This is a genomic window from Sodalis sp. RH19, assembly GCF_047324215.1.
Lineage (GTDB): Bacteria > Pseudomonadota > Gammaproteobacteria > Enterobacterales > Enterobacteriaceae > Acerihabitans.
In genome coordinates, this window is sequence record NZ_CP178734.1 from 3,720,076 (window position 1) to 3,745,467 (window position 25,392).

Below are 25,392 nucleotides of genomic sequence, written 5' to 3' on the forward strand. Positions count from 1 at the left end.
TAAATTGCTATCGCAATAGTTGAATTTATTGTCCACGCCCAAACTTACTGGAATGACTCCATGAGGACCTGAACCAGTTTTTCACCTTCAGGCGTGGCCCAGCTACCAGCCAGCTCAGCAATGAGCTGATTAGTGGTGGTAAGCGTAATGCCGTTCTTATCCATACGGCGCAGCGCGATGTCATCCGCCATTTTGGTTGGAGATGCGCCTGCATCTGCAACAACCTGGATGTCAAAACCCTGTGCGGCGAGCGTTAGGGCTGGGTACACGGTGCAGACATCATTAGTGACGCCAGCAATGATCAATTTCTTTCTTCCCGTCGCCTTAACCGCCGCGGCAAATTTCTCATCATCCATAGCGTTGACGATGCCCATGCGTTTGATGCGCGCCTTGAATTCTTTTGGAATAATTGTTTCCAGTTCTTCAAGCAATGGCCCCTGCGCATATTCTTCCATGCTCGAGGTCAACACGACGGGCATATCCAGAATGGCAGCCGATTTTGCCAGCATCAGAGCATTACGTTTAAGTTCGTCGAAAGGCATCGATTTTGCCCAGCCCATCGTACCAACCTGATGATCAATCAACAGCATGGCGGAATTGTCAGCGGTAAATCTTTCAAAGCTCATCAGTATTATCCTATTGTTTAATAATGTTTTTATGCAGGTGCATTTGTTAGCACATCGCAAGGATTTTGTTAATTCGGTGCGAATGACTAAATTATAGGCTGCCAATTTTTGGAATAAATAGCTAAAATTAGAATTAAACATTCCACTGATGGAACAATGCATATGGAGCTTCTGAATCACATGTCTTACTTCGTTGAAGTCGTTAAAGCTAAAAGCTTTCGCGGCGCGGCGGAGTCGTTAGGCATGCCAAACTCTACGCTTTCTCGCAAGATTGGGGAGCTGGAAAAGACCATTGGCCTGCGGTTGTTACATCGAACAACGCGCAAGATAGAACTGACTGAAGCGGGCCAGATTTATTATGAGCGCTGCCGACGTATTGTGGATGAAGCCCGACTTGCGCATGAACAACTGGGTACCATGTTGGCCAATCCTGAAGGTTTGCTAAGAATCTCACTGCCGGCTGATTTTGCCATCGTGGTTCTGACACCGATCATCTGCCAGTTCTCTGAGCGTTATCCTGGCATCAGCTTTGATTTCGACCTTACTCCCCGAAATGTCGATCTGGTGTCGGAACCCTTCGACCTCGCCATCCGGATGGGGGCGCTGCCCGACTCAGGACTAATAGCGCGTAAACTGGGTGCATTACCTCGATATGTTTATGCTTCTCCACAATATATTGCGGCAAAAGGCACTCCTGACACACCACAAGCCCTGTCTGAACATGAATGCCTTGTCATGCGCCCGGAAAAAACCGCGAGCTGGCATCTCTATCATGGCGAGGAAAAGGTGAGTGTTCGGACTTCCGGGCGTTTCCAGATGAACAGCATCGGGATGATGCGCCGCCTGGCGACGATGGGGATAGGGGTAGCGGTGTTGCCAGAACTCATCGTTGCAGATGATGTTAAACGTAATGATTTAACAAGGATATTAGCGCCCTATGAAGCTGAAGCGGTGACAATCTATGCATTGACGGAAACACGTTTGTTACCTGCCAAAGTTCAGGTATTTATCGAGTACCTACGTGAACATTTAAAATGAAAGGTGGATGATTTAGGGCTGCAATCTTACGCCGCCCGGCAAAAATTAAGATGAGAGAAAGTACCTGTCACTTTTAACAGATACTGAGATAGGTCGTAAAATTGAGATGAGTATAAAGGCAAGTAAAATTAAGGGAATGAAAAACCGTCCTATTTCCTGATGATAGAGAGCGACCAGAACGGCTGCAGTCACAATAAGTCATGCCGTAACCAGAGTCGCTTACCCCCACATGTTTAAAATAAGAAACTGTGGGGCCAATAATGCTCACAACAAAACCGGTTATAAAAGCCACAACAATCAACCCTAAAACGTCATCTTCTACTATCATGGTGTTAATGTTCATCCTGATGAAAAAATTTATTCAGACAAAAAACTGACATGAATGACCCAAATGATTCATTTTTAATATTTCCTTCATAGCGGGCTAATAAATTCAGGAATGCTGCGGAGCAGATACTATCTTATATAGTGATGGTTTTATTATGCCATAAATGGAAAACACAATTCCGTAATATGAACGTCTAAAAATAAAAATATGTTCTAGCATTTTAAAGGTAAGCCATAGCCAACTATCAATGGAGCAATAACCATGAGTGATAAGAACGCCCGCCCAGTCGCAGTGATTGCCGGAGCAGGAGCCGGGAATGGACAGGCTCTGGCAAAACGTTTTTCAGACGCTGGATATAGTGTTGCCCTGCTAGCGCGTAGCCTCGAAAAAACTCAGGAACTGGCGAATAAGATCAGTAATGCCAAAGCCTATGCATGTGATGTAGGAGACCAGACATCTGTAGTTACGGCATTTAGCGCCATTCATAAAGAGCTGGGGCATGCGGAAGTGTTAATCTTCAACGCCGGTTCCGGTGTTTTTGCCGACGTTGAATCCATCACGCCGGAACAGTTTGAATCGGCATGGCGAGTCAATGCCTATGGAGCGTTGCTGTGCGCGCAGCAAATTATTCCTCTAATGAAGGCTAATCAAAAGGGCGATATTGTTTTCATTGGCGCGACGGCATCCCGCCGTGGCGGCGCTAATACAGCGGCATTTGCGCCAGCTAAAGCAGCACAGCATAGTCTGGCTGAATCCATGGCACGTAAGTTATGGCCAGAAGGCATTCATGTTTCAGTTGTGGTGATTGACGGTATTGTTGATCTACCTAAGACACGTGAAAGCATGCCTGACAGACCTGAAGATGAATTTGTTGCTCCGCAAGCAGTAGCTGAGGCCGCCTACTTTATGACGACTCAGCCCAGGAAAGGTTGGAGTTTTGAGACGGAAGTCAGGCCGTGGCGCGAGACGTGGTAAGCGTAGCTCGCCTGGCATTGATTGCTTACTAAGCCTAAACCCCATCTGCTTTGTTAAACAGCACAATGGCTGGCCAGATGGATATTAATTATACAGAACCCGTAACGCCAATGTCATTACGATTTATATATATTGAGGGGGAATCGAACCGAAGGAACGAACCGGACTTATTTCCGTACTACCGACCCACTCTCATGATCTACAAGCAAAAATACGGGTCAACCTGCGGATCTTGACAACTGGCAGGGATAAAATTTATTAAGGAATTCAACTTAATAGAAAACTGGATGACCCCGAGTCGGGCACCATGATGTAGCGAATCCAGCTTAGCAGCTGGTTTTTTGCTTTCTGGCGTCTGGACTCTCCATCGAACGACGTTCGATGACTCGCCTCATCCATGAGGCTCGCCCTGCGGGCCAGCGCTGACGCGCTGTGCAAAAACGCTCCCGGCGTTTTTGTCCGAGTCCGGGCACCACTTATTCTTTTTTATGCTTTCTTATGAATCCCTATGGTATTGCAATTCAATAGGTTGGCGTAGAAACCCTTTCCGATACGTTTTGATTTATCCCTAGGTATCTGGAAAATGTGGGGTCAAATTGCGGGTCATTCAGTGTGATGAATGGGGTGACCCTCACATGGCTCTGACTGACTGGACTGCCCCCGTTTTACGCAAAATCTAAGGTAACAATTCAAGCAATTCGTGAGTTACACATGCGCAGATTATGTAAAATACAAATTCACTCACCCATCCTTTGATTGAGAATTTAAGCGACTTAATGAGGCGCCATGGACTTGAAAAAACTTGGTTTAGTAAACCCCCTGGACGACAAATTTCCGGCATATGTCTGGGCCAGGATAATCTAAAGAAAACTATAATAAAAAAACATCCAATCATTGAAGTATAAGGTGCAGACCGTCCCAAAGGCGTAGTCATTTTTATTACTAGCCAAAATAGCGTACCAAAAAATATTAAGGCAGCGACTACTGAAACTAGGTACTCTATCAGCAAGTATGCGTTAAGCAATCTTGGTCGCCGCATTAGAGATATCTGAGCAATATTGCAACCGTATAGATAATAGACTACCACCAGGCCGACCAGGAAAGTCGACCCCTTGCTTAACTTCGCATGTGGTAATATGCATAAAAGAAGAGACCCCCAGAAAGCAAAAAGGAACAAGCCAGACCAATTTAATGCTAACCGAGGTTGCAACACAAAATTAAAAATAACGGGATTAAGTCTTGTAACTAATTCAGGATATTTGTATTTAAAAAAAGAGGCTTGCTTGTGCATATCAGCGACTAGATTTGGCGTCAACCTCGTCCAGAATGGCAATGATTGGCGTTCACTCAGTAATAACTGATTAGCAAGACGCACACTACAACTTGCCGATTCACTGTCCACCTGTATGCGTTTCCAGACCCTCGCCAGCTCAGTCTGCCGCATTTGTGTTTCAATTGCCTGTACCACGAATGGCTGCAACATTGGGTAGGTGTTATTTTTTTCCCAGCCCCACCCTAGCCTCTTAGAAACTGTTTCGATATCTCCTTCAATTATCCCTGGCTGATTAGCCAGCGCCATGGCGAAATGTTGGTGAAATTGCTGTTGCTGCTCCAGGTTTCCATTTCGAGTAATTTGCGTCCACAAACGATCCAATGCCGGCAATCCCACCATTTCATTATGCACGACGTCTTTGGCTACTTGAGCGACATCGTCTAATGTATAAGGCATTGGAGACACCGGAACATGCAGCCACGGTGTCCCTGCGCAATTGCTGCCACAAATCTCCAGTTCAACCGAATTCACTATTGGTTGCTTTATTTTTTTCTCTGAAATGTCTAAAGGTATCAATGATAAATTGGGCTGAGCCGCTAATGTCTTTGCCTGCTCAAAGGCTTCGCGTAACTGCTGATAGCCTTTGGGATCACGGTCAGGCCGATGCAATTTTAATTGGTGTGCATAGGTGCGCCGAATCAGCGCCAGATCTTCAGTGGGCGCAATGTTCAGAATCGTCCAGATATCCATTATGACGTTCCATCGTCAAGGCGATCGAGGGCTGCCTCTACTCGCTGTCGCGTAAGGGCAATTTGGCGCGGGTCCTGGCTGTCTAACGCCTGCTCGAAAGCAGTGATAACCGTGTCAGCCCACTGCCGCTCATCACCAAGCAGGACATTGAAGAGCCGAGCTCCACGGTCAAGAAGAGCGCGGTTGATAGGATTGTCTCGGGGGTTTTGTTTCAGATTAGATAGCCTCTGCAAACTTTCTGCGATTTGTTTTTCACTCATTTGCCCAGGAACTTTTTCGATGACCATACATATCGGCACAGTTGCATCATCATGGCTACATTGAATTTCTAATAGGCCATCAACGGTGTAGGTGAAACGCACGTCTAGGGAAACCTCCTCTGCCTTTTTCGGCGGTACCTCTACCGACATTTCACCCAGGAAGACATTGTCCTTTACCCGACGCGCCTCACCTTGAAAGATTTTGACCAGCACAACCTTTTGATTGTCAAATACAGTGCAAACACGTTTCATGATGCTTACCGGTAGGAACGTGTTGCGCTCAATTAAAGGCAGGAAAAACCCTTCCTCCAGCTGTCCAGAATGTTGCTTGGCAATTTCTATGCCTAGTGTAAAAGGCATGACATCAGTGAGAATAATTTCTTCTACCGCACTGTCAGCCATAATCATGCCAGCCTGCACGCCGGCACCGAGAGCAACAGCTTCATCAGGGTTGAGATCATATCGGGGGAATCGGCCAAATAATCGCGCCACTGTTTGGCGAATCAACGGCATGCGGGTAGCACCTCCGACCAGCAGAATATGATCGAGATCGGATAGTGAAAAACGCGCATCGTGGAGCGCCTGCATAATAGGTTGCTGTAATCTCTCAAGTAAAGGTTGACAGGATTGTGCAAACTGGTGTTCATCTAAAGACCAAAGCCACTCTTTTCCGCCCCATGTCAACTCTGCTTTACCATTACTATTGAGAGATATGCTCCGTTTCATGGCCTCCGCCTGTGCCAGAAGGCTTGGATGTATCTGGGGGATGTATTGCTCAAGGTCGGGATGAACCTCTAACATCCATCGGCAAATTGCCTCACTGAAATCATCACCGCCGAGCATCACATCACCACAACTGGCACGAACTTCCACTACGCCTTCAAACATATCGATAATGGAGACGTCAAATGTGCCACCACCTAAATCGAAGGTCAGGTATTTCTGTTCATGATTTTCGAGAAGACCGAAAGCTAAAGATGCAGCGGTCGGTTCGTTAAGCAAACGCACAACATTGAGTCCAGCAAGCTGACCCGCGGTTTTAACCGCCCTGCGCTGCACATCATTGAAATAGGCCGGAACGGTTATTACCGCATCAGTAAATGATCCTTTATTCCAGGTTTCCACATCCTCTTTCAACTGACGTAAAAGAAGTGCGGAGATTTCTTCCGCTCGAAAGCTTAAATGACCTATTTGAATTTTGGTGGATGAACCCATATGGCGCTTGAAGCTCGCCTTAGTCATATGGGGATGACTGATTAATCTGGCATATGCACTCTGCCCTATAAGAATATTGCCATGGTCATCAAGGCCAACAACTGATGGCGTCAGTAAATGACCGTGCCTGTTGGGAACCAGAACCGGACGCCCATCCAGCCATAGGCTGGCTGCACTGTTCGTCGTACCAAGATCAATCCCTAATACTTCCCTTACTGTCATTCTTTGCTCCCGAAATTCCTTTTATAGAAAACATGCCAAGAATAAGCATTAAGCGCAGATTAAACAATAAGTCGTGAAAAATTTATCCTTATCGAGAGCAAAGCATAATCATTAAATACAATTATTAAATGATTATATTTGATTGTTATAAAACGAGCTATATATTCATTATCCAACTAATCAAAAAGGTTGTGTAATCGCATTTAAGCAGAATATTTAAAATCTAGGTACAAATTAAATTTTTACTTTCGATTAATTAATAATTTCCTGTATTTTACTATCACAGTAAGCGTCAATTCAGGGCCATATTGATGCTTATTCAGCAGGGATACTGAGGTTCCACGGCAGGAGTTCTGTGATCTTATTGATGGGATGATCCGCGGTAGTCGCCAGTATATGGCGCAGATACGCTTCCGGCTCCACGCCGTTTAATTTGCAACTGCCGATTAGCGTATACATCAGCGCCGCACGTTCGCCGCCACTATCAGAGCCGAAGAACAGATAATTTTTTCGGCACAGGCTCACCCCCGCAGCGCGTTTTCAGCGATATTATTGTCGATCTCCGCCCAGCCATCACCGGCGTAGTGATACCGGCGTAGTAATACAGTGCCGGCCAGTGATTCATCAGATAGTTGAACGCCTTGGCCGTATCGGCCTGACGCGACAGTGTAGTGAGCTTTACCCGAGTCCAGCGCTCCAGACCGATGAGTATCGGCCGGGAGCGCGTTTCGCTCGCCCGCCTTCGTTCTTCGGCCGGACGCCCCCGGATGTCGGCTTCGATTGCGTACAGCTCACCGATCCGGCTCAGGGCCTCGGTAGTGGCCGGCGACGGATGGCGCACATGAATATCATGGATTTTACGCTCCTTACGTGCCGGAGATACCGCAGGCTCTTTGCAAAAGGGAAGAATGCAAATCTTGCCATTGCGGCCGTCGCCCGGGAGCTGGCCGGCTTTATCTGGGATATTGGCCGTCTGGCGATGTCGCTATCGCTGGAGCCACATAACACACTGATGGCATAAGAGAACAAGAAACGAGAGAACCGGCATGATCGAAGAGCGTTTCCTGAAGGCGGCGTAGCCCGGTACAACAGCAACCCACGGCTACGCTTCGCGGCGACAGGGCAACGCTAATTCGCGTCGTAAGAAAGTGGCAGGCTCAAATGACGGACCTCTGTAATGCGGTATCCAACCCGCGAATATCAGCGTGATCCACCGTCGGATTTACTGCTACGTCGCCCTCAGGAAATTTAGCCTATGAAAAAAAACGGCCACACCAGCGATTTTGGTTTGACACGGAAAGTCATATCAGCGTACGCCCAGCGCCGTCTGTTTTTAACCGAAGCCGTTAGATACCCTGCGTGTCCGTCTGTCATAAGCTGTGCCCACGATCAAGCGAGGCCGACCCGGAGCATTCCGCTCCCTGGCGCTTTAGCCCTCGCCGACCCTTAATTCCGGCTCCGCGGCGCAAATCGCAGCGAGGAAATCGATAAATTGCCGCACCCGGGAGGGCATGCGCCGTCCGGCGGCGGTAACGGCGTTGATCGGAAAGGGCGCCGGCGCATGCCGGTCCAGAATTCGTACGACCTCGCCGGAGGCCAGCACATCCGTAAACAACCAACTCGCGTGATGGGCGATGCCGAGGCCCGCGAGAACCGCGCCGCGGACATGCTCGGCGTCATTGGTGCGAAACGCTCCCCCACCGTCGACCGTGACCTGCCGGCCGTCTACGTGGAAACCCCAGCCAATAATATCGCCCTGGTAGACATAGCCGATACGCTGGTGGTTACGCAGTTCGTCTAACGTTTGCGGCGTACCGTGTTGGGCTAGATAGCTGGCGGAGGCCAGGGTTATCATCCGCATGTCGCCGATGCGCCGGGCGACGAGTGCTGAATCCGAAAGCCGACCGATACGGATCGCGACGTCTATTCCCTCCTCGATGAGGTCAACGTGCCGCCCGGAAACTTCCATCTCGATCGCGACGTCGGGAAAACGACTCCTGAAATCCAATAGCCGGGGAATAACGAACATCCTCCCGAAGGCTGGCGCGAGGGTCACGCGAACCAGCCCTGAAGGGGCCGACTGCCCTTCAAGGATTCTCTCTTCGACAACGTCGAGATCCTGAAGGATGCGGACGGTGGCCTCGTAATAGTCCTGTCCTGCGGGCGTCACGGCAAGGGCACGGGAATTTCTCGCGATAAGTTGTGTCCCGAGCCGCGCTTCAAGCGCTGCGAGCTGTTTGCTGACGGTCGGCTGGCTGACGTTGAGGTCCCGCGCTGCCTGTGAAAAGCTTCCGCTTTCGACGACACGTACGAACATCCGCATCGTGTCCAACTTATCCACCATTTTCATTCCCCAGAAGAATAGAAGACATTACCGTTCCGATCTTACCTTATTGTTTATACGACGTAGCTCTGCAGGCAAACGCAGATCTTTATGGCCGCCCGCGGAATTCTGACTCCCGACGCAAACCCTCCCATCACCATCAACACATGATCGTCGATGAATATCGCCGAAAGAATCGCTTTATGTCGATGGCGCTTGCCGACTAGGCCACGGCCCGCTGTGAACACCCTACAGCGAATAATTCCAAATAAGAATAGATGGTATTCATTTAGCGTCAATTTCATTCTCAAGAAGAATATGAGAATCTGCATTCGTCCACCCGCTCAGGGTCCAGAATTGAAAAGAATTGAAAGGAAGAATTATGGCAATCAAGATCTACGGTGATGCAGGCTCGGGCAGCTTGCGTCGCGTGAACACGGCTGCGAAGATCATGGGCATTGAACTCGAACGCGTTAACGTTGATCTGTTCAAAGGCGAGAGCCAGACCGCCGAGTTCAAATCGCGCCTCAATCCCCACGGTTTGACACCGGTTCTGGAAGAAGGAGACACCATTCTCTGGGAGTCTTCAGCGATCAATCTGTATCTGGCCGGCAAGGTGGATTCGCCGCTGGCCGGAACCACGCATGAGGAGCGCTTTCAGGTCCTTCAGTGGATGTTCTGGTCGGGTGAGCAGTGGCGCACCTTCACCACCACCCTCTTCGATGAGCGGGTCGGGAAAACGGTCATGGGCTTACCGAAGGACGAATCCCTTATTACGTTCGCCGAGGGTAAGATCCGCGCCGCGGCGAAGGTACTCGACCAGCATCTTGCAGGCCGTAAGTTCATGGTTGGCCAAGCGTTGACCTTGGCTGATATCGATATTGCGGCGCCCTTCTCCCAAGTCGATCGGGCAAAGTTTCCGTTCAAGGAATATCCGAACCTCATCGCTTGGCACGATAATCTTCTTCAGTCGTTCCCAGCGTGGGCGGAGACGAAGGCTGAGATTGATGACCGTATGGATGGCTTCCTGGCGAGCGTCGGCGTGACGCTATAAATTCACGGCTTTCCGTACGGCCAGCACGCGTATGGAGAGGGTGCGGACTTGGACGTTGTGGCGCGGGCCGGAACAAGAACAATCCACGGCGACGCTTCGCGACCACAGTCCATGGACTGTATTCATCATCTTTATCCGGCTGGGTTTGACCTCTTTCGCCTTATCGTCTTGCCGCCAGCCAGACCGTATGCCCCGAACAGTGGGGATCTTCCGGCACCATGTCGATGACATCGTAGCCATGCGCATCCAGTAGCGCGCGGTATTCTTCCGGCGCCAGGCTCGCATGGAACAGCGGCTCGCCCTCAAATTGTCCCATTGCGATCCCCTTCCCTGGGCCGCTGGTAAACATCAGCGCGCTGCCCGGGTGGCTGTGCCGCGCAAAGATCGGGAACATCTTTTGTTGGTCCCGCTGGGTGAGATGGAAAAAACTGTCCCACGCAATCAGGTCAGCAAAGGTTTCGCCGAGCGCCAGCTTGCGCATATCCAGCGCCAGCCAGCGCTGCGCGGGAAAACGCGCGCGGGCGCGATCCAGCATCGCGGTAGCGCCATCAATACCGGTGAGCTGAAAACCCAGTTGAATAAAATACCCGGCAATGGGCTGACCATTACCGCAACCGATATCGAGAATGTGCCCCTCCCCGCCGATCGCGGTGATGAACTTATCCAGCCAGCTTTTTTCAACGAGCGTGCGCGAGCGCTGGCGGGCAAAGGCATCAGCATGGCGCTGGTAGAGGGAAAGAATATTTTTTGCCGCGTGTTTGTCCACAACCCCCCCGCTGTTTTCATTTTTACAATTCCGCTCAGGCAATGCTTCCAGACGTCCTGGAGTGCTCAAACGCGCTTTAAACCGCGGTTTTCCCGTTGCGCGAAGAGAGCCATGCCGGCGATCATCGCCGCCGCAAAGATGGCCCCCTTGAGTGATCCTGTGCCCAGTAAGACCAAGGCCGGTCCGGGACAAATACCCGCCAGGCCCCAGCCGATGCCAAATAAAGCCGCGCCGCCAATCAGCGGCTTATCAATCCGGCGGTTGTCGGGGAGAGACAGTGTCTCGGCAAAGACCGGGCGCGAACGTTTTTTTACGGAACGGAACGCCAAAAAACCGACGCTGATGGCTCCCCCCATCACAAACGCCAAAGACGGATCCCATACCCGGGTGATATCAAGGAAGCCAATGACCTTGCCTGGATCCGCCATACCGCTGACGAGAAGCCCGACGCCGAATAATAACCCGGCGATCAAAGAGAAAAACACGTTCATTGCCGTCTCCGGATGGGTGCAATCACCGTAAATACCCTCTCAGCCAAACGGTCACCGCAGCAACACACATAAACGTAACGGTGGCCGCCAGCGATCGCGGCGATAACCGTGAGAGGCCGCAGACCCCGTGACCACTGGTACAACCTGACCCGTAGCGGGTACCGATACCGACCAGCAGTCCCGCAATGATCAGCAGAGGCCAGGACGCGTCGACGGTACTTTCAGGCAGTGGGGAAAATTGTTTATACACCAGCGGGGATGCGACCATGCCGAGCAGAAAGGCCAGCCGCCATGCGCGATCGGCGGTTTTCAGCGATAATAAGCCGCCCAGGATGCCGCTTATTCCGGCGATACGGCCGCAAAACAGGATCAAAACCCACGCCGCCCCACCGATCAGCAGGCCCCCGGCAAAACTTTGCCCGGGGGTGAAGTGCTGCATATCAATGATCATTGCCCACGCCCTCCTCTGCCGGTCCCGGGCAGTAAAGCTGATATAATGTCTTGAGTAATACCACGATGTCCGGGTCGCCTATCCGATAAAAAATCTGTTTTCCTTCACGGCGCGTGGCAACCATTTTTTTTCTGCGCAGGACGCCCAGTTGCTGGGATAACGTCGGCTGAACTATCCCCAGCGCGCTTGCCAGCTCGCCGACCGAAGACTCATGCTGACTGAGGTGGCATAACAGCAGCAGACGATCTTCGTTCGCCAGTGATTTTAATACGCCAAGGGTTCTGGCGGCGGCTAACCGCATCCTTTCCCGCTCGCTCCGGTGGTTCATCTGCTGTCGGACGCCTTAAGGTATAGTTGTTAACAATTTATAAATTAATATAATATTATATTGTATATCGAGATGAAATAGCCAGCCCATGATGATCTTCCGGCGACAGCCGCCTTGCTGTGTCCCGGCTGTTATCGCCTTAACACCTCTTCCACGAAAAGCGCAAACTGTCTGGCTTTCGCACTGGTCATCCGCCCTGTGGGAAATACCGCCCACACATCAATATCCGGCAGCGACCATGCCTCCAGCAACCGACGGACGCCGCCGTTGGCCAATTCCCGGGCAAACATCCAGTCGGAGGCGATGGTGAGCCCCATATGCGCAAGCACGGCGGCGCGGATGCCTTCGGCGGCGCTGAGGCGCACCCGTCCCCGCATAGCGACGGAAATGTCGCTGCCGCCGCGGGTAAAACGCCAGACATCGCTTGTCTGGCTAAAACCAATCGCCTCATGCTCCGCCAGATCGGCGGGCTTTTCCGGCTCCCCGAACCGGGCAAGATATTCCGGCGTGGCAAGCACCGAACGACGGGAGGTGGCCAGCCTGCGCGCCACGGCGTTCGAATCCGCAAGCCGGCCCATGCGCAGGGAGATGTCGATACCTTCGGCAAGCAGGTCAATGGGCCGGTCATCCAGAATGAGATCCACGCTCAGGGCGGGATGTTGCGCCATAAATTGCGGCAAATGGGGAATCACATGCAGGCGGGCGAACGTCGGCGCGGCGGAAATCCGTAAATTGCCAGTCAGACCCGCCGCGGCCCCCTTGGCAGCGATATCGGCTTCATCCGCCCCCTCAATAACGACGCGCGCATGTTCGTAATAGCGTAATCCCGCCTCGGTGGGCGTCAGGCCGTGGGTTGAACGCAGCAGTAAACGCACCTGCAGCCGCGCCTCCAGTTGCGCAATGGTTTTCGAAACCGCCGGCTGGCCGATATTTAATATTCTCGCCGCGCCGGAAAAAGAGCCGGCATCCACCACTCGAATAAATACGATCATCGCCTGCAGCCGATCCATATATTCCCCCTGGGAATGAGCGTTATCGCTTCGTGCCATCTGCCATTCCTGCGTAGTAATAGCAGATACTCTGTCCACACGCTAGCCCACAACGTACGGAGAGTTGCCATGTACCACCTTTACGCCTTCGCCACGCCTAACAGCGTCAAGGCCGTCATCATGCTGGAGGAACTGGCTCAGGACTATCAGCTGCGCCCCATCAACGTGAAACAGGGTGACCAAAAGAGCGATACGTTCCTCGCACTGAACCCCAACGGTAAGGTGCCGGTACTGGTGGAAGCCGCCGCCGAAGGGAATGAACCGCTGGTGCTGACCGAGTCCTCGGCCATTCTGGTTTATCTGGCTGAAAAGCACGGCCGGCTCTTGCCGAACGGCGGCGCCGAACGCGCAAGGGTCTTCGAGCAGCTGTTCTTTCATGCCTCGGCGCTGAGCCCAAGCTTCGGCCAGGCGGGATTTTTCAAACGCCTGGCAAGCGAGCCGCAACCCCTGGCGGAGCTGCGCTTCAGTACCGAGGCCGAACGGGTTACCGGCCTGATGGATAGGGTGTTGCATGAACGCCGGTTCGTGGCGGGCGACATCTACAGCATCGCCGACATTGCCCATTTCGGCTGGTTCTGGCGGCGCGAATTCGCCGGCGTCACCCTGGATGGCTATCCCAATATCGCACGCTGGTACGACCAGATGAGCCAGCGTCCGGCGGTCCGCCGCGCCATTACAAGTCTCAACGCGCTGGTCCCTCAGGCCTGATTTCTCATTACCGGAGTAATAAACCATGTTGCATTTTGAAGACTATCGCCATTCATTTCCCAACGCCCGTTTGACACGCTCCGCCAGCGGCGTACTGGTAGTGACCCTGCATACCGATGGCGATACGCTGCAGTTCAACGGCCATACCCATGAACAATTTGTCGATCTTTTTCATGACATCGGCGCGGATCCGGACAACCGCGTGGTGATCCTTACCGGCGCCGGCGACGCGTTTATGGCAACCATCAGCGCCGAAGGCTTTGATTTTTTCACACCCCGCGGCTACGACAAAATATTCCGCGAAGGCAAAAAAGTGCTGATGAATATTCTGGATATCGAGGTACCGATGATTGCGGCGCTTAACGGCCCGGTTCGTCTGCATTCCGAATATGTCCTGCTGGCGGATATTGTCTTGGCCACTCCCGCCACGGTATTCCAGGACAAACCCCATTTCGACTTCGGCATCGTGCCCGGGGACGGCGTCAATCTGCTCTGGCCGGAAGTTATCGGCAGCATACGCGCCCGCTATTTCCTGCTCACCCGGCAGGAACTGGACGCCAAGACCGCCAAGGACTGGGGCGTGGTAAATGAAGTGGTGCCGTCGGGCGACCTGCTGGCCCGTGCCCATGAGATAGCCGAATCGCTCGCCGCCCTGCCCCCGCTCACCGGGCGCTATACGCGCATCGCCCTAACGCAAAAACTGCGCCGCATTGTCGATGACGGGGCCGGGTATGGCCTGGCGCTGGAAGGCATCAGCGCAGCGGACGTCGCGCTCGCCATGGCTCGGCAAAACTGACCCCGCTATTTATAGCGATGATTTCGGTTCTGGTCATGCCGTCGGCGGACGGCCCCAGGCGGTCCGCATAATCACTTTTATGCAAAAAGGAAAAAATATGTCGCTGCAAATGAAACTCGATGCGTTCAAAGCTGATTTCGAGGCGGGAAAACCGCCGTACAATATGCCGCCAACCGACATTGCCGTCATGCACCGCGCCACCGCGGAGCTTATTGCTTCCGGCGCCGCGCAACGGGCGTTGCAGGCCGGCGATAAAGCGCCGGCCTTCACCCTGGACGATGCCGACGGCAACCGGATATCCTCCGTTGAGCTGCTCAAAAAAGGGCCGTTGGCCATCACTTTTTACCGCGGCGTCTGGTGCCCCTACTGCAATATGGAATTACAGGCATTGCAGGCCGTGCTGGACGATTTTTACGCGGCGGGCGCCAGCCTGGTGGCCATCTCCCCGCAAACCCGGGCCAACAGCCGCAAATCCGTCCGCCAGAATAAACTGGCATTTCCAATCCTGTCCGATGGTGAAAATAGCGTAGCCGCGGCATTCGGCCTGCGCTTTGCTTTACCCGGTTATCTGATTGATCTGTACAAAAAGCTGAAAAACGATCTGCCCGCCTTCAATGACGATCCCGGCTGGACCCTGCCCATGCCGGCACGCTATGTGGTGGCGCCGGACGGCACTATCGTCTATGCCGAGGTCAATCCGGATTATACCCGCCGTCCCGAACCGCGAGATCTGCTGCCCGCCATACGCCGCGCAAACGGCCGCGCCTGATCACCAACAAAACCACCCCCGCGCCAGGCGGGGCAGGAGAAAAACGATGTCACGCACATTTCTTATTACCGGCGCCAGCAAAGGTATTGGGCTGGCGCTCTCGGCACGGCTGGCCAGGGACGGCCACCAGGTGATAGGGGTAGCCCGCACCGCCCCGGCGGAAGGTTTCCCCGGCCACTTCGTTGCCATGGACCTCAGCAAGGCTGAAACGGCGAGGACGGAATTTGCCCGCCTTGCCGATCGATTCCAGATTGACGGCGTGGTGAATAATGTCGGATTGGTCAGACCGCAGCCCCTGGACGAGGTGACGCTGGAACAGCTTGCCGAGGTGATGCGGGTCAACCTTTATCCGGCCATTATTGCCACGCAAGCGGCGCTTGCGGGCATGAAGGCGCGCCGCTGGGGACGTGTCGTGAACATTTCCAGCCTGACCGTCCTTGGCGCCGTCGAACGCACTGCCTATGCCGCGGCAAAAGCGGCATTGGTGAGCTTCACGCGCACCTGGGCACTGGAAACGGCCACAACCGGCATCACCGTGAATGCCGTGGCGCCGGGTCCGACGGAAACCGCGCTGTTTCGCGCCGGCAATGCCCCCGGCAGCGACGGCGAGCGCCGTTACCTTGCCGCGGTTCCCATGGGCCGCTTCGGCAAGCCTGATGAAATCGCCGCCGCGATTGCCTTCCTGTTGTCGGAAGATGCCGGATTCATTACCGGACAAACGCTGCACGTGGATGGCGGCGCTTCCACGGGAAAATCCGCGTTCTGAGGGAAAAGGCAGCCGCAGTAAAACCCGCGGTACGGGGAACCAAAGCGTTGTCTTGCCGACGAAATGTTGGCTATCACGACGGGCGATGGTCCGTACTGCCGCGTATCTGCCTGTCAGCGACGAATTCATTACAAATAGAAGGCGGTTACGCGTTCGCGGCACGCTGAAAAAACAGGCCCCCTTCAGCGCTAAACTTAATTCGGGAGGGGTTTTCGTAACGGTGCGCCAGGGACCGGATTTCAAAGGTCAGAGGGTGAAAATACGCGTTCCCGGAATACTGAGCGCAAAATCGGCACCGAAGATTTTCGCCGGCGTCTGAAATCCGGGTTGGCCGGCGCCGGTAAGTACCCGTTTCGCGGCTTCGACGGCAGCGAGCGGCGTATAGGAATAGCCATTGACCGTCTCGATGACGGCATAATGGCTATCGCCGCCGGCGCCCGTGATTTCCACCGCCGCGCGGGCGGGATTGGCTGCGCGCTCTTGCGGCGAGGGGCCATCGGGCAGGAGGGTTAAATCCCCTGAAGGAAAGGCGTCGCCGCTAACGTGGACATACATTTCAATGTTGGGGATGCCGGTTGAATGCCAGGCAGTGACAAGATCGCCGAAAGAAAACGGCATGCATGCTACTTTCCCCGCGCCAAAATCGAAAAAGTCGGTTTCCGCCTGTGTTTTGGTCATCAGCGACCCGTTAACCCTGGCCAGCAGGCCAGCGCTGATAATTTCCCCGGCGCTCACCGCCGATCCGCGCGACATGGCGCCCGCCACCTGAAGCGCGATTCTCAGCCGTACCGGTTCGCGGACCTTTACCGCAAGCGTCGCCGCGAGACAGTCGGTCGGCACCACATCCCAGCCCACGCCGGGCATCAGCATGCTCCCGGTCCCGGCAGCCAGGTCATGCAGTGACTCCGCCAGCCGGTAGACATTGATTTCAGCGGTGATGTCCAGGTAATGGATTCCGCGTTGTATACAGGCCCTCATCAATGGTTCCGCCGTGCTGGCAAAGGGCCCGGCACAGTTCAGCACCACGCTTATGCCGTCCAGGCTGCGGGAGAGGGCCTCGCCGTGTTGTAACGCAAAGGCGGCGGCGCCGACGTTTAATATCTGAGCCAACTCAGCCAGTTTTTCTTTATTTCTGCCGGCAATGACAACGTCAAGACCGGCTGCTTTTGCCTGTTCGGCAATCATGCGCCCGGTATAACCGGTGGCGCCGTATATAAGTAATGTTTTCATGATGGGTTGTGCTGCCAACTTTTGTAGACGAATTCCAGGGTATAGCCGTCGGGATCGATAACACCGGCGGCATAATAGCGGGGATCATAATAAAGGCGCGCGCCCGGCGCGCCGTTGTCGGCGGCTCCCGCGCGCATTGCCGTAGCATAGGCCTCGTCAACCATGGCTTCACTCTCGGCGACGAAACCGACATGCGTGCTACCGCCGGCGGCGGTCCCCGCGCGCAGCCAGAAAAAAATACGCCCGTTCGCGCCAAAACCCTTGAGATCGGGATGCCCCGGCGGTCCGTCGCGGCCGTCATAGTCCACTCGCGTCCTAATGCCGAGCGGCGCCAATGCCGCGGTGTAAAACGCCACCGAACGATCGAGGTCGCTCACCGATAAAAAGATATGATCGAGCATGAAATCTCCTCAAACCATTAAATAGGGTGGCAGCCGGCGGCGTCGGCATGATGATGGCAGGTGAGTATCACACCCATGCCGCGCGCCGCGCACTGGATTGCCGTACTGGCGCCGATACCGCCGCTTCCGCCCGTTATAAGAATAACTTTCATGATGTTTTCTCTCTCTTTGCCAGCCATGACGTGAGAGTAAAGGAAGGACGGCACAAGCGCTTCCGTGTTCCTGCTCGATTCTTACCTGTTTCTGCTTTATGCTCTTTTTAAACACAGATGCCGAGGATGTGGGACATGGCGTTGCAATCCCAGCTTGACGAGCTGTGCGGCCTGGCCGCACATGCCAGTCACTGGCGCACGGAAACCGGCATTCCACGCGTGGCGATGGTGCAGGGGAATGTTCCGCCAGCGGCGCTTGCCGCGGTATATGAGCCCATGGTCAACCTGATCCTCAGGGGAAGCAAAACGATGACGGTGGGAGAACGGGTCTTTAACTATGACCCGGCCTCGTATTTTGTGATGTCGGTTGATTTACCCGCGGTGGGCGCGGTTCATCCGTCCGCGACGGGGGAGCCCTATCTGGCCGTGAGCCTGACCATAGAACCGCAGCGTGTCGCCGCCTTGCTGGATGATTTACCGCCCTCGGCCCTGAAAAACAGGCCGGAAGGCGGTTTTTCCGTCGCCTCCGTGACGGCGGAACTTCTTGATGCCTGGGTCAGAATGCTGCGCCTGATGACCACCCCTGACGACATTGCCGCGCTGGCCCCGGGCTATGAACGGGAAATTCTTTACCATGTGCTTAAGGGACCGCATGGCTGGATGCTGAGGGACATCGCCTCGCCGGGCACCATGCTGGCCCGTATCGGCAATGCCATCCGCTGGTTAAGGCATAATTTCGCCGAAGAGTTTATCGTTGCGTCATTAGCCGAGCGGGAGGCGATGAGCGTCTCGGCTTTTCATCGCCATTTTAAAGCCGTCACGGCCATGAGTCCGTTACAGTATCAAAAGCGCGTGCGGCTGCTTCATGCCAGGACGATGTTATTAGGCAGGCAACAGAGCGTCACCTTTGTTGCGCAGGAAGTGGGCTACAAAAGCGTTCCCCAGTTCAACAGGGATTACGCCCGCATCTTCGGCCTGCCGCCCCTGAAGGATGTGGCCCAGTTGCGCAAGGTTATCCATGTGCGCGAGAACCATTAGGGAAAACAGACATTCTGCAATAGGCCCCGGATAGCGGCAAAAGAGCAACAATGCCCTCGGCAAATAAAAACCATCAATAGCCAGCCCTTCTATGAAAGTGACCCCGGCAACGGCGAATCAGGCAGGGCCTGATTCGCCAGCTTGCATTTTCAACGGCACTACGGGATTCTAATCGGCGCTGGATGACGTTTTGGAGAAATCATGGCAAATCACTATCGCGACATTTTGGCCACCCCCGGCGTCGTGGGCTTGGCCGTCGCGGGTTCCATTGTCCGCCTGCCGCAGGCGATGGTAGGCATCGGTATCATTACGATGTTGGTGCAGCAGCGGGGGCTTTACTGGCTGGCCGGCTCGGTGGCGGCCACCTTTACGCTGGCGAACGCGCTTATCGGCCCCCAGGTATCGAAACGCATTGATCAACACGGCCAAAGCCGGGTACTGCCCATTGTTACCGCCTTCAGTATCACTATGCTGCTGGCGCTGATGATTGCCGCCCATATGGCGGCGCCCGCTCCGCTGCTGTTTATCCTTGCCGCACTGGCCGGTACGATGCCGAACATGCCCGCCATGATAAGGGCGCGCTGGACGGGGCTGTTTCGCGGCAAACCGCAATTACACACCGCCTTTTCCCTTGATTCGGTGCTAACGGAACTGGCCTATATTGTCGGCCCGCCGTTGGCCATCGGCCTGAGCACCGGCCTTTTCGCCGAAGCCGGACCTCTTGCCGCCGTCTTGCTGCTGGCGGTGGGCATGACGGCCTTTCTTTTGCAGCGGCGCACGGAGCCGAAGGCGACGAAGAGCGACGGCAAGAGCGGGATCTCGACACTGCGCTTCCCCGGCCTGCGTATCATCGTGCTGGCGCTGCTGGCGATGGGCGTGATTGGCGGCTCCATCGATGTGGCCGTCGTTGCCTTCGCCAACGCGCAAGGCTGGCCGACGGCCGCCAGTTTCATCCTCGCGGCCTACGCATTCGGTTCGATGACCGCCGGCCTGGCGTTCGGCGCGTTAAGGACTGCCATAGCGATTGACAGGCAATTCCTTATTGGAATACTGGCGACGGCGCTCACGGCCGTATTGCCCATTCTTTCCCCGGATGTCTATATCATGATGGCAATGATCTTTGTGGCGGGCATGTCCTTCGCGCCGACGATGGTCATCGTCCTGAATCTCGGCACCATCATTTTGCCGCCGTCCAGGCTCACCGAAGGCCTGACCTGGATGACGACGGGCATCAGCGTCGGCGTCGCGCTCGGCGGCACGCTGGCCGGCCAGATCATCGACGCCTATGGCGCGCGGGCAGGATTCAGCGTGGCCGTTGCCGCGGGGCTGGTTATGGTGGTCGTCGTGCTGTCCGGCCTGGGCACGCTACGTGCCGCCTCCGCCACGCATGCCAGGCTGACCTTCCCCTGCGGATGACAGCCGCGCATAGCGTGTCGGCGCCATCCCGACGTGGCGCGTGAACGCCACGCTGAAAGTACTTGCGGAGCTGTAGCCGACGCGCTCCGCAATCTGGGCAATGCTGCCCTGCTCACGGCGCAACAGATCCTTGGCGATCGCCATGCGCCAGTTAAGCAGATATTCCATCGGCGTCACGCCCACGGCGCGGCTGAACCGCTCAAAAAACGCCGAGCGCGAAAGCGCCGCCGCCTTCGCCAGCTCCGCCACCGTCCAGGGATATGTCGGGCGCTCATGCATCGCCCGGATCGAGACCGCGAGGCGGCAGTCGGTCAGGCCATGCACCAGGCCGGGAGACGCCGCCGTGCCCGCGGTCGATCGCAGCGCTTCAATAAGCAGCACCTCGATCAGGCGCGCCAGCACCACCTCGCGCGCCGGGCGCTGCTCGCGCGTTTCCTCGCTCACGAGTTGCACGAGGGTGGCCAACCGCGGCTCGCCGCGCACGTGCATCAGCTGCGGCAGCAGCGAAACCAGCAAGGCCGCGTCCGGCGAGCCAAAGCTGCAATGGCCCGCCAGCATGCGCAGGTCGGCCGGGCCTTCCTCGCGGCCAATCCTGAACCGGCCCGCGCCCAGCTCGACGGGCAGCGTCTCGGTGCCGGCCGGTGGCGGCACGGCGCTGGACATCGCCACGCCGTAGGCCGAGGGGATGAGGGCGAAGTCGCCCGATTGCAGCGCGATCGGCGCATGCCCGTCCACCGCGAGGCGGCACGCGCCCTCAAGGATCACGCAATAGAACGGCTCGCCGGCGGCCGTACGACTGATGGCCCAGGGCCCGGCGCCGACGACCACCTTCGCGAACCCGGCGCCCGGCTGCAGCAAGGTCACGACCTCGGCGAGCGGATCGATCATATCGGACTCCTGCAAATGAAATATGGACTTTTGATTGTAGCGAGTACGATCCCCAGCGTCTATTATCGGGACATCGCCACCCACTCAGTAAGGAGTTTTTATGAAGACAGTCCTGATCACCGGTTGTTCGTCCGGTTTCGGCCTCGAAATCGCCCGCCATTTCCTCGACCAGGGCTGGCGGGTTATCGCCACCATGCGCACACCGCGCGAAGATATCCTGCCGCCTTCCGAACACCTGCGCGTACTTGCCCTTGACGTCACCGATCCAGAGAGTATTCGCGGGGCCGTGGCGACTGCCGGGCCGATTGACGTACTGGTCAATAATGCGGGCGTCGGCGCGGCGGCGCCCCTGGAAAGCATGCCGATGGCGACGGTGCGTGAAATCTTCGAGACCAACACTTTCGGCACGATGGCCTTGACCCAGGCGGTGCTGCCGCAATTCAGACAACGCAAGAGCGGCGTCGTCGTCAACGTTACGTCGAGCGTCACTTATAAGGCGCTGCCGCTGCTCAGCGCTTACCGGGCGAGCAAGGCGGCGGTAAATGCGTTCACCGAGTCGCTGGCCGCGGAGGTCGAACAATTTGGCGTGCGCGCCCATCTGGTGCTGCCGGGCCGATCGCCCGAAACCCGTTTCGCCGATAACGCGCAGCCCCATACGGAGGGCCTTGACCACGAGGCCTATGCCGAGCTGGTGAAAAACCTGTTCGCGTCGTTCGGCGAGTCCGGCCCAATCACCTATGCACAGGATGTGGCGCAGGCGGTATGGCGCGCGGCGACCGACCCCGCCAGCCCAATGCGTATCCCGGCAGGCGCCGATGCCATACTCTGGGCCGCTGAACAGTAACCAGATGGCCGAAACGAAAGCGCGTTGGCGCCATCCGGCCATAGGTTGCAGTATCTGAGGCTTTGGCAGCGCAGAAAAATGAACAGGCCGCCCGGATGATAAGGATTTTCTGTGGCGAGCCCAGCTTGCGCGAAAACAACGGCTGGCATGTTATAGATTATCAACGGCGGGCAGAACGTTCACCCGCCGTTACGCTATGGGTCCCTTACAGCGGACGCTGACGCTCGGTCACCGGCCGGGGCTGCGTGCGGCGCCCTACCATGCCCATGACCCCGGCCAGAACCGCTTCGACAATTAACATAAAGAAGGTGAACCAGCTGGCTTTAGCGGTAGCGGCCGCCGCTTTATCACCGGCTTCACGGGCTTTTTGCTCCGCCTGCTGTTTCAGCTCTTCATATTTTGCGCGGGCTTGCTGATAACTTTTTTCCGTCTGATCGACAATCTGCTCCGCTTCTTGATCGCTTTTACCGGTTCGCGCTTTAATGATGTTTTTCAGCGCATCGCGATCGGCGGCCTGGAAGGTGGTTTCATTGCGCTGGATCAGCCCCTGAATAAATTGAGCGACATCCGTATCGGCTGTCTGCGGATGATTAGCGGTATCAGACGCCTGATTTTGGGCATTATTAGCCTCGCCCTGGGCTTTATTTTGCAGATTCTCCGGCTGAAGCTCCGGTTTACCCGTCTGGCGCAGTGTCGTTTCAAGTTCATTTTGCACGCTGTCGAGATTAATATTATTTTCCGCCAGCTTATCTTTCGCCATTTGTGTTACCGAAGGCGCGGCGGCGGATATTCCACTGCCGATGGTTTGCAAACCGGTGCCGGCAATACTCATGGCGCCGCTCATGGCGTTATTCAACACGACCAGAAGGAACCAGGCGCAAATCAAGGTATTCACACCGAACATCAATAAACCATGCAGCGCCCCTTCGCGCTGGGCTAGACGCCCGCTGGCATAGGCGCCCGCCGCGATAGCAATAAGCATGCTGGCTCCGGTCCAGATGGCCGCGCCGGTGCCCAGGCCGTCAAAGGGGTTATTTTCTTTCAAGGGATCTATGGTGCTGGCGCCGACGGCCGTACCCAGTATGGCCAACAGTAAATAGACCACCATCGAAATAATGACACCAGCGAAAATGGCACTCCACGAAATACGTTTCAACGGGACACCGGTTACCGGCTCAACCCATGTCTCATGGTAATTATCGGATGTAGTGATTGGTCTTTCGCTCATGTGAAAATCTCCCTTTATCGCTAAACTTCTCATGGTGTAATCGCAGTTCAGATTGAGCAGAATCCTGCGTTCGCCCGCCAATGATTGCCTTTTTTTGACAACCTAACATTAGCTTTTTTAATGTTAGTCATATAATGGCAAATGCACCAACAAATCTTTACATAACTTAGCCAAAGCAGGAATTGTTGATAAAAACAGCGTTAATTACTGTCCACGGTCAAATGGCCGCACGCCCCTTGTGCAGGATACATGTTATTAATCAATTGATTACTTTGAATTACACGAACCGGTTGCCGATGTGGCCAAATAATCCAGCCTGACGACACCGCGGGTTTGTTAGCCATAGCGCTGATTTTTAAGCCCGTCCGGCAGTAATGAAGGACAATGCCGCCAGGTTTACAGACGGCGGATACATAAGTTTTTAACGCCGCCCCGCCAGGGCGGCGGGTTCGGCGTCAGGGCGCCAAACTACCCGGGCCAGACCGATGACTCAGCCGCGGGCAGCGAAGCGCCGCTGATGGGAATTTACTTATGCAAGCCGGGGGATTTATCGCTGGCAAAACGGTTCGCGTCATTTTTTTCTACATCGACTTCCTGGCGGCGCACCGTATCCCTTACCGTTTCCACGCGCTGGTTCACTTCGCTGCGAATCGCCGCCTCTTCCCTGACCCGCGCCGTTTTATTCACCACAGGCTCCTCATGGGATTCCTCGATATCAATGGTTTTTTCCGACCAGTCGACATCGCTCAGATACACCGGTTCGTCCACCGCGCGCAGGACAACATCCGCATGCTGGTCATATAACGAGATATCCTCGGCCACTTCATCTTCAATGGTATAACGGCGCACGCGTACCGTACCGTCGCTGACCTGATGCTTACCGATCTCCACCTGCTCCTCGGCCAGCTTCAGGGACTCGCGGTTTTCCGTTTCCAGCGCCCCGCCGGTCGCCACCGGGGGGATGGTGCCGGCCGCGCCCGTGTCCACGCCGGCGCTCGCCGTACGGCCATAAACCGCGCCGGTATCGCCTGGCAGCCCGCGATTGTAGGCCGGGGTATCCGTGTTGCCGGAAGAAACGTAATCATCCGCCAACTGATCCAGCAGCGTTTCTATCCGGTCGGCATCTTCTTTCGGCACACGCACCGTCAGCAGAACCCCGCCGGTTTGCACGGCCCGGGTATATTCAGTGGCATAATCATCATCGACATCATCGCCAAACAATCGCTGCCAGAAGCTGGGATGGCGAATTTCCTTGTCTTTTACCCGCAGTCTTTCACCAGAAATGATATCGATATTATGTTCCGCAATACCTTCTGCGATCAGTTTCTCTTTCGCCACTTGCGCCTGCTGTAACGCCTTAAAAGCGGTCACTATTTTTTCATGGGCCATAGTAGAATCCTCCTCTTGCTTGGGTTTACGGTTATCGTTCTTCTTCATCATCTTTGATAATATTTATTTCCTGACGGCGTACATTTACCTTTTCCTGAAAAGGCGTCTCCTTTTTCAGTTTCCGTATATGCACTTCCTCTTTAAGAATATAGCGGCGGATAATTTCAACCCGCTCCTCAATAACAGGAATAATCATGACATCGCCTTCCTGCCGGATCGGCGGGAACCTGCCTTCTTCCAGTTCTTCATTTTTAGCAATATGCTCTATATCTATTTGTTCCTGATATAATTCCGCTGCCAGCAGTTGTTCTTCCGAGTGGGTGGTGCGCGTCACGCGCAACCGGCGGTCCACCACTCTGGCAATGTTTAATTCGGCATGTTCTTCCGCCAGCGGAATAATCTTATTATCATTATCCTGGCGGTCAGAGTCCGGGGCATTTTTGTTATCCATATCTGCTCCTGAGGCGGCGCCGAAGTTTAACTTCAACATACTTGGAATTTATTAATTAGCATGAGCTTATAAAAGCATTATTACTATTTTACTGAATGATTAAAATCATTAATGTGACAGTTATAAGCATAGTTTATTATTTAAAAAATAAAGGAACGCAGCGGGTA

27 protein-coding genes and 1 pseudogene are annotated in these 25,392 nt (G+C 54.7%); 11 read left to right on the top strand and 17 right to left on the bottom strand.

Going from position 1 to position 25,392, the window contains the following annotated elements:
- Window positions 1-44 precede the first annotated feature (44 nt).
- Window positions 45-626 carry an isochorismatase family protein gene (locus ACL2XF_RS16895; protein WP_413727200.1) on the bottom strand — a complete coding sequence of 194 codons (582 nt, stop codon included), beginning with the start codon at window positions 624-626 and terminating at the stop codon, window positions 45-47.
- Between the two features lie 162 nt (window positions 627-788).
- On the opposite strand from ACL2XF_RS16895, the gene ACL2XF_RS16900 reads away from it, so the two are divergent.
- A complete protein-coding gene (locus ACL2XF_RS16900; protein ID WP_413727201.1) occupies window positions 789-1,664 on the top strand; it encodes a LysR family transcriptional regulator in 876 nt (291 codons plus the stop codon).
- A 589-nt stretch (window positions 1,665-2,253) separates the two neighbouring features.
- Window positions 2,254-2,967, top strand: a complete 714-nt coding sequence (locus ACL2XF_RS16905; protein WP_413722068.1) for an SDR family NAD(P)-dependent oxidoreductase — start codon at window positions 2,254-2,256, stop codon at window positions 2,965-2,967.
- A gap of 676 nt (window positions 2,968-3,643) precedes the next feature.
- On the opposite strand, the gene ACL2XF_RS16910 is transcribed toward ACL2XF_RS16905, so the two are convergent.
- From ACL2XF_RS16910 to ACL2XF_RS16920, 3 genes and pseudogenes are all read right to left on the bottom strand, one after another.
- A complete protein-coding gene (locus tag ACL2XF_RS16910) occupies window positions 3,644-4,990 on the bottom strand; it encodes a hypothetical protein (RefSeq protein ID WP_413727202.1) in 1,347 nt (448 codons plus the stop codon).
- Window positions 4,990-6,687, bottom strand: coding sequence for an Hsp70 family protein (locus ACL2XF_RS16915; protein WP_413722066.1), 1,698 nt, complete (start codon window positions 6,685-6,687; stop codon window positions 4,990-4,992). Before ACL2XF_RS16915 ends, ACL2XF_RS16910 begins: the two co-directional genes overlap by 1 nt.
- A 315-nt stretch (window positions 6,688-7,002) precedes the next feature.
- A pseudogene (locus ACL2XF_RS16920) lies at window positions 7,003-7,561 on the bottom strand (IS66 family transposase); the annotation flags it as partial.
- On the opposite strand from ACL2XF_RS16920, the gene ACL2XF_RS16925 reads away from it, so the two are divergent.
- Window positions 7,529-7,708 (top strand): hypothetical protein, encoded by a 180-nt coding sequence (locus ACL2XF_RS16925; protein WP_413723550.1) that lies wholly within the window; start codon window positions 7,529-7,531, stop codon window positions 7,706-7,708. The pseudogene ACL2XF_RS16920 and the gene ACL2XF_RS16925 overlap by 33 nt on opposite strands.
- 408 nt (window positions 7,709-8,116) lie before the next feature.
- On the opposite strand, the gene ACL2XF_RS16930 is transcribed toward ACL2XF_RS16925, so the two are convergent.
- Window positions 8,117-9,031, bottom strand: a complete 915-nt coding sequence (locus ACL2XF_RS16930) for a LysR substrate-binding domain-containing protein (protein ID WP_413727203.1) — start codon at window positions 9,029-9,031, stop codon at window positions 8,117-8,119.
- Window positions 9,032-9,392: 361 nt separating this feature from the next.
- On the opposite strand from ACL2XF_RS16930, the gene ACL2XF_RS16935 reads away from it, so the two are divergent.
- Window positions 9,393-10,064, top strand: coding sequence for a glutathione S-transferase family protein (locus ACL2XF_RS16935; RefSeq protein WP_413727204.1), 672 nt, complete (start codon window positions 9,393-9,395; stop codon window positions 10,062-10,064).
- A gap of 160 nt (window positions 10,065-10,224) precedes the next feature.
- Here ACL2XF_RS16935 and ACL2XF_RS16940 read toward each other — a convergent pair whose 3' ends face one another.
- The 5 genes from ACL2XF_RS16940 to ACL2XF_RS16960 all read right to left on the bottom strand — a co-directional run bounded on the left by ACL2XF_RS16940 (window position 10,225) and on the right by ACL2XF_RS16960 (window position 13,149).
- A complete protein-coding gene (locus ACL2XF_RS16940) occupies window positions 10,225-10,830 on the bottom strand; it encodes a class I SAM-dependent DNA methyltransferase (RefSeq protein ID WP_413727205.1) in 606 nt (201 codons plus the stop codon).
- Window positions 10,831-10,895: 65 nt separating this feature from the next.
- Window positions 10,896-11,321: a DUF6691 family protein gene (locus tag ACL2XF_RS16945; protein WP_410012187.1), complete on the bottom strand. Its 426-nt coding sequence runs from the start codon at window positions 11,319-11,321 to the stop codon at window positions 10,896-10,898.
- 22 nt (window positions 11,322-11,343) lie between these two features.
- Window positions 11,344-11,772, bottom strand: coding sequence for a YeeE/YedE family protein (locus ACL2XF_RS16950; protein WP_410012188.1), 429 nt, complete (start codon window positions 11,770-11,772; stop codon window positions 11,344-11,346).
- Window positions 11,762-12,100 (bottom strand): metalloregulator ArsR/SmtB family transcription factor, encoded by a 339-nt coding sequence (locus tag ACL2XF_RS16955; protein WP_410012189.1) that lies wholly within the window; start codon window positions 12,098-12,100, stop codon window positions 11,762-11,764. The genes ACL2XF_RS16950 and ACL2XF_RS16955 overlap by 11 nt, the downstream gene beginning before the upstream one ends.
- 131 nt (window positions 12,101-12,231) lie before the next feature.
- Entirely contained in the window at window positions 12,232-13,149 is a 918-nt protein-coding gene (locus ACL2XF_RS16960) for a LysR substrate-binding domain-containing protein (protein ID WP_413727206.1), read from the bottom strand.
- Between the two features lie 69 nt (window positions 13,150-13,218).
- Here ACL2XF_RS16960 and ACL2XF_RS16965 point away from each other — a divergent pair, with 69 nt between their 5' ends.
- The 4 genes from ACL2XF_RS16965 (at window position 13,219) to ACL2XF_RS16980 (ending at window position 16,188) form a co-directional block, all read left to right on the top strand.
- On the top strand, window positions 13,219-13,857 hold the full coding sequence (locus tag ACL2XF_RS16965) for a glutathione S-transferase family protein (protein WP_413727207.1): 639 nt from the start codon (window positions 13,219-13,221) through the stop codon (window positions 13,855-13,857).
- Window positions 13,858-13,882: 25 nt separating this feature from the next.
- Window positions 13,883-14,653 carry an enoyl-CoA hydratase/isomerase family protein gene (locus ACL2XF_RS16970; protein WP_413727208.1) on the top strand — a complete coding sequence of 257 codons (771 nt, stop codon included), beginning with the start codon at window positions 13,883-13,885 and terminating at the stop codon, window positions 14,651-14,653.
- 97 nt (window positions 14,654-14,750) lie between these two features.
- Complete coding sequence (locus ACL2XF_RS16975) at window positions 14,751-15,422, top strand: peroxiredoxin-like family protein (RefSeq protein WP_413727209.1); 672 nt, start codon at window positions 14,751-14,753, stop codon at window positions 15,420-15,422.
- Between the two features lie 46 nt (window positions 15,423-15,468).
- Window positions 15,469-16,188 (top strand): SDR family oxidoreductase, encoded by a 720-nt coding sequence (locus ACL2XF_RS16980; RefSeq protein WP_413727210.1) that lies wholly within the window; start codon window positions 15,469-15,471, stop codon window positions 16,186-16,188.
- A 246-nt stretch (window positions 16,189-16,434) separates the two neighbouring features.
- Here ACL2XF_RS16980 and ACL2XF_RS16985 read toward each other — a convergent pair whose 3' ends face one another.
- Genes ACL2XF_RS16985 through ACL2XF_RS16995 form a run of 3 tightly spaced genes read right to left on the bottom strand, consistent with a single transcriptional unit; the run spans window position 16,435 to window position 17,971 of the window.
- A complete protein-coding gene (locus ACL2XF_RS16985; RefSeq protein ID WP_413727211.1) occupies window positions 16,435-17,418 on the bottom strand; it encodes a saccharopine dehydrogenase family protein in 984 nt (327 codons plus the stop codon).
- Window positions 17,415-17,819, bottom strand: a complete 405-nt coding sequence (locus ACL2XF_RS16990; RefSeq protein WP_410012196.1) for a VOC family protein — start codon at window positions 17,817-17,819, stop codon at window positions 17,415-17,417. The genes ACL2XF_RS16985 and ACL2XF_RS16990 overlap by 4 nt, the downstream gene beginning before the upstream one ends.
- A gap of 17 nt (window positions 17,820-17,836) precedes the next feature.
- Window positions 17,837-17,971, bottom strand: a complete 135-nt coding sequence (locus ACL2XF_RS16995; protein WP_413727212.1) for an SDR family NAD(P)-dependent oxidoreductase — start codon at window positions 17,969-17,971, stop codon at window positions 17,837-17,839.
- Between the two features lie 135 nt (window positions 17,972-18,106).
- On the opposite strand from ACL2XF_RS16995, the gene ACL2XF_RS17000 reads away from it, so the two are divergent.
- On the top strand, window positions 18,107-19,009 hold the full coding sequence (locus ACL2XF_RS17000; RefSeq protein WP_410012198.1) for an AraC family transcriptional regulator N-terminal domain-containing protein: 903 nt from the start codon (window positions 18,107-18,109) through the stop codon (window positions 19,007-19,009).
- 201 nt (window positions 19,010-19,210) lie between these two features.
- Window positions 19,211-20,425, top strand: a complete 1,215-nt coding sequence (locus ACL2XF_RS17005; RefSeq protein ID WP_413727213.1) for an MFS transporter — start codon at window positions 19,211-19,213, stop codon at window positions 20,423-20,425.
- On the opposite strand, the gene ACL2XF_RS17010 is transcribed toward ACL2XF_RS17005, so the two are convergent.
- Window positions 20,375-21,313: an AraC family transcriptional regulator gene (locus ACL2XF_RS17010; protein WP_413727214.1), complete on the bottom strand. Its 939-nt coding sequence runs from the start codon at window positions 21,311-21,313 to the stop codon at window positions 20,375-20,377. The two genes, ACL2XF_RS17005 and ACL2XF_RS17010, sit on opposite strands and share 51 nt — an antisense overlap.
- A 100-nt stretch (window positions 21,314-21,413) precedes the next feature.
- Between ACL2XF_RS17010 and ACL2XF_RS17015 the strand changes: the two genes are divergently transcribed.
- On the top strand, window positions 21,414-22,157 hold the full coding sequence (locus ACL2XF_RS17015; RefSeq protein ID WP_410012201.1) for an SDR family oxidoreductase: 744 nt from the start codon (window positions 21,414-21,416) through the stop codon (window positions 22,155-22,157).
- Between the two features lie 205 nt (window positions 22,158-22,362).
- On the opposite strand, the gene ACL2XF_RS17020 is transcribed toward ACL2XF_RS17015, so the two are convergent.
- From ACL2XF_RS17020 to ACL2XF_RS17030, 3 genes are all read right to left on the bottom strand, one after another.
- Entirely contained in the window at window positions 22,363-23,385 is a 1,023-nt protein-coding gene (locus ACL2XF_RS17020; protein WP_410012202.1) for a hypothetical protein, read from the bottom strand.
- Between the two features lie 525 nt (window positions 23,386-23,910).
- On the bottom strand, window positions 23,911-24,774 hold the full coding sequence (locus ACL2XF_RS17025) for a YsnF/AvaK domain-containing protein (protein ID WP_413727215.1): 864 nt from the start codon (window positions 24,772-24,774) through the stop codon (window positions 23,911-23,913).
- Window positions 24,775-24,805: 31 nt separating this feature from the next.
- On the bottom strand, window positions 24,806-25,225 hold the full coding sequence (locus ACL2XF_RS17030) for a DUF2382 domain-containing protein (protein WP_410012204.1): 420 nt from the start codon (window positions 25,223-25,225) through the stop codon (window positions 24,806-24,808).
- Window positions 25,226-25,392 lie beyond the last annotated feature (167 nt).

Bases quoted from the DNA above. Each gene is read 5' to 3' on its own strand.
- ACL2XF_RS16895 (WP_413727200.1), bottom strand. From the start codon at position 626: ATGAGCTTTGAAAGATTTACCGCTGACAATTCCGCCATGCTGTTGATT.
- ACL2XF_RS16900 (WP_413727201.1), top strand. From the start codon at position 789: ATGGAGCTTCTGAATCACATGTCTTACTTCGTTGAAGTCGTTAAAGCT.
- ACL2XF_RS16905 (WP_413722068.1), top strand. From the start codon at position 2,254: ATGAGTGATAAGAACGCCCGCCCAGTCGCAGTGATTGCCGGAGCAGGA.
- ACL2XF_RS16910 (WP_413727202.1), bottom strand. From the start codon at position 4,990: ATGGATATCTGGACGATTCTGAACATTGCGCCCACTGAAGATCTGGCG.
- ACL2XF_RS16915 (WP_413722066.1), bottom strand. From the start codon at position 6,687: ATGACAGTAAGGGAAGTATTAGGGATTGATCTTGGTACGACGAACAGT.
- ACL2XF_RS16925 (WP_413723550.1), top strand. From the start codon at position 7,529: ATGAATATCATGGATTTTACGCTCCTTACGTGCCGGAGATACCGCAGG.
- ACL2XF_RS16930 (WP_413727203.1), bottom strand. From the start codon at position 9,031: ATGGTGGATAAGTTGGACACGATGCGGATGTTCGTACGTGTCGTCGAA.
- ACL2XF_RS16935 (WP_413727204.1), top strand. From the start codon at position 9,393: ATGGCAATCAAGATCTACGGTGATGCAGGCTCGGGCAGCTTGCGTCGC.
- ACL2XF_RS16945 (WP_410012187.1), bottom strand. From the start codon at position 11,321: ATGAACGTGTTTTTCTCTTTGATCGCCGGGTTATTATTCGGCGTCGGG.
- ACL2XF_RS16950 (WP_410012188.1), bottom strand. From the start codon at position 11,772: ATGATCATTGATATGCAGCACTTCACCCCCGGGCAAAGTTTTGCCGGG.
- ACL2XF_RS16955 (WP_410012189.1), bottom strand. From the start codon at position 12,100: ATGAACCACCGGAGCGAGCGGGAAAGGATGCGGTTAGCCGCCGCCAGA.
- ACL2XF_RS16960 (WP_413727206.1), bottom strand. From the start codon at position 13,149: ATGGCACGAAGCGATAACGCTCATTCCCAGGGGGAATATATGGATCGG.
- ACL2XF_RS16965 (WP_413727207.1), top strand. From the start codon at position 13,219: ATGTACCACCTTTACGCCTTCGCCACGCCTAACAGCGTCAAGGCCGTC.
- ACL2XF_RS16970 (WP_413727208.1), top strand. From the start codon at position 13,883: ATGTTGCATTTTGAAGACTATCGCCATTCATTTCCCAACGCCCGTTTG.
- ACL2XF_RS16975 (WP_413727209.1), top strand. From the start codon at position 14,751: ATGTCGCTGCAAATGAAACTCGATGCGTTCAAAGCTGATTTCGAGGCG.
- ACL2XF_RS16980 (WP_413727210.1), top strand. From the start codon at position 15,469: ATGTCACGCACATTTCTTATTACCGGCGCCAGCAAAGGTATTGGGCTG.
- ACL2XF_RS16985 (WP_413727211.1), bottom strand. From the start codon at position 17,418: ATGAAAACATTACTTATATACGGCGCCACCGGTTATACCGGGCGCATG.
- ACL2XF_RS16990 (WP_410012196.1), bottom strand. From the start codon at position 17,819: ATGCTCGATCATATCTTTTTATCGGTGAGCGACCTCGATCGTTCGGTG.
- ACL2XF_RS16995 (WP_413727212.1), bottom strand. From the start codon at position 17,971: ATGAAAGTTATTCTTATAACGGGCGGAAGCGGCGGTATCGGCGCCAGT.
- ACL2XF_RS17000 (WP_410012198.1), top strand. From the start codon at position 18,107: ATGGCGTTGCAATCCCAGCTTGACGAGCTGTGCGGCCTGGCCGCACAT.
- ACL2XF_RS17005 (WP_413727213.1), top strand. From the start codon at position 19,211: ATGGCAAATCACTATCGCGACATTTTGGCCACCCCCGGCGTCGTGGGC.
- ACL2XF_RS17010 (WP_413727214.1), bottom strand. From the start codon at position 21,313: ATGATCGATCCGCTCGCCGAGGTCGTGACCTTGCTGCAGCCGGGCGCC.
- ACL2XF_RS17015 (WP_410012201.1), top strand. From the start codon at position 21,414: ATGAAGACAGTCCTGATCACCGGTTGTTCGTCCGGTTTCGGCCTCGAA.
- ACL2XF_RS17020 (WP_410012202.1), bottom strand. From the start codon at position 23,385: ATGAGCGAAAGACCAATCACTACATCCGATAATTACCATGAGACATGG.
- ACL2XF_RS17025 (WP_413727215.1), bottom strand. From the start codon at position 24,774: ATGGCCCATGAAAAAATAGTGACCGCTTTTAAGGCGTTACAGCAGGCG.
- ACL2XF_RS17030 (WP_410012204.1), bottom strand. From the start codon at position 25,225: ATGGATAACAAAAATGCCCCGGACTCTGACCGCCAGGATAATGATAAT.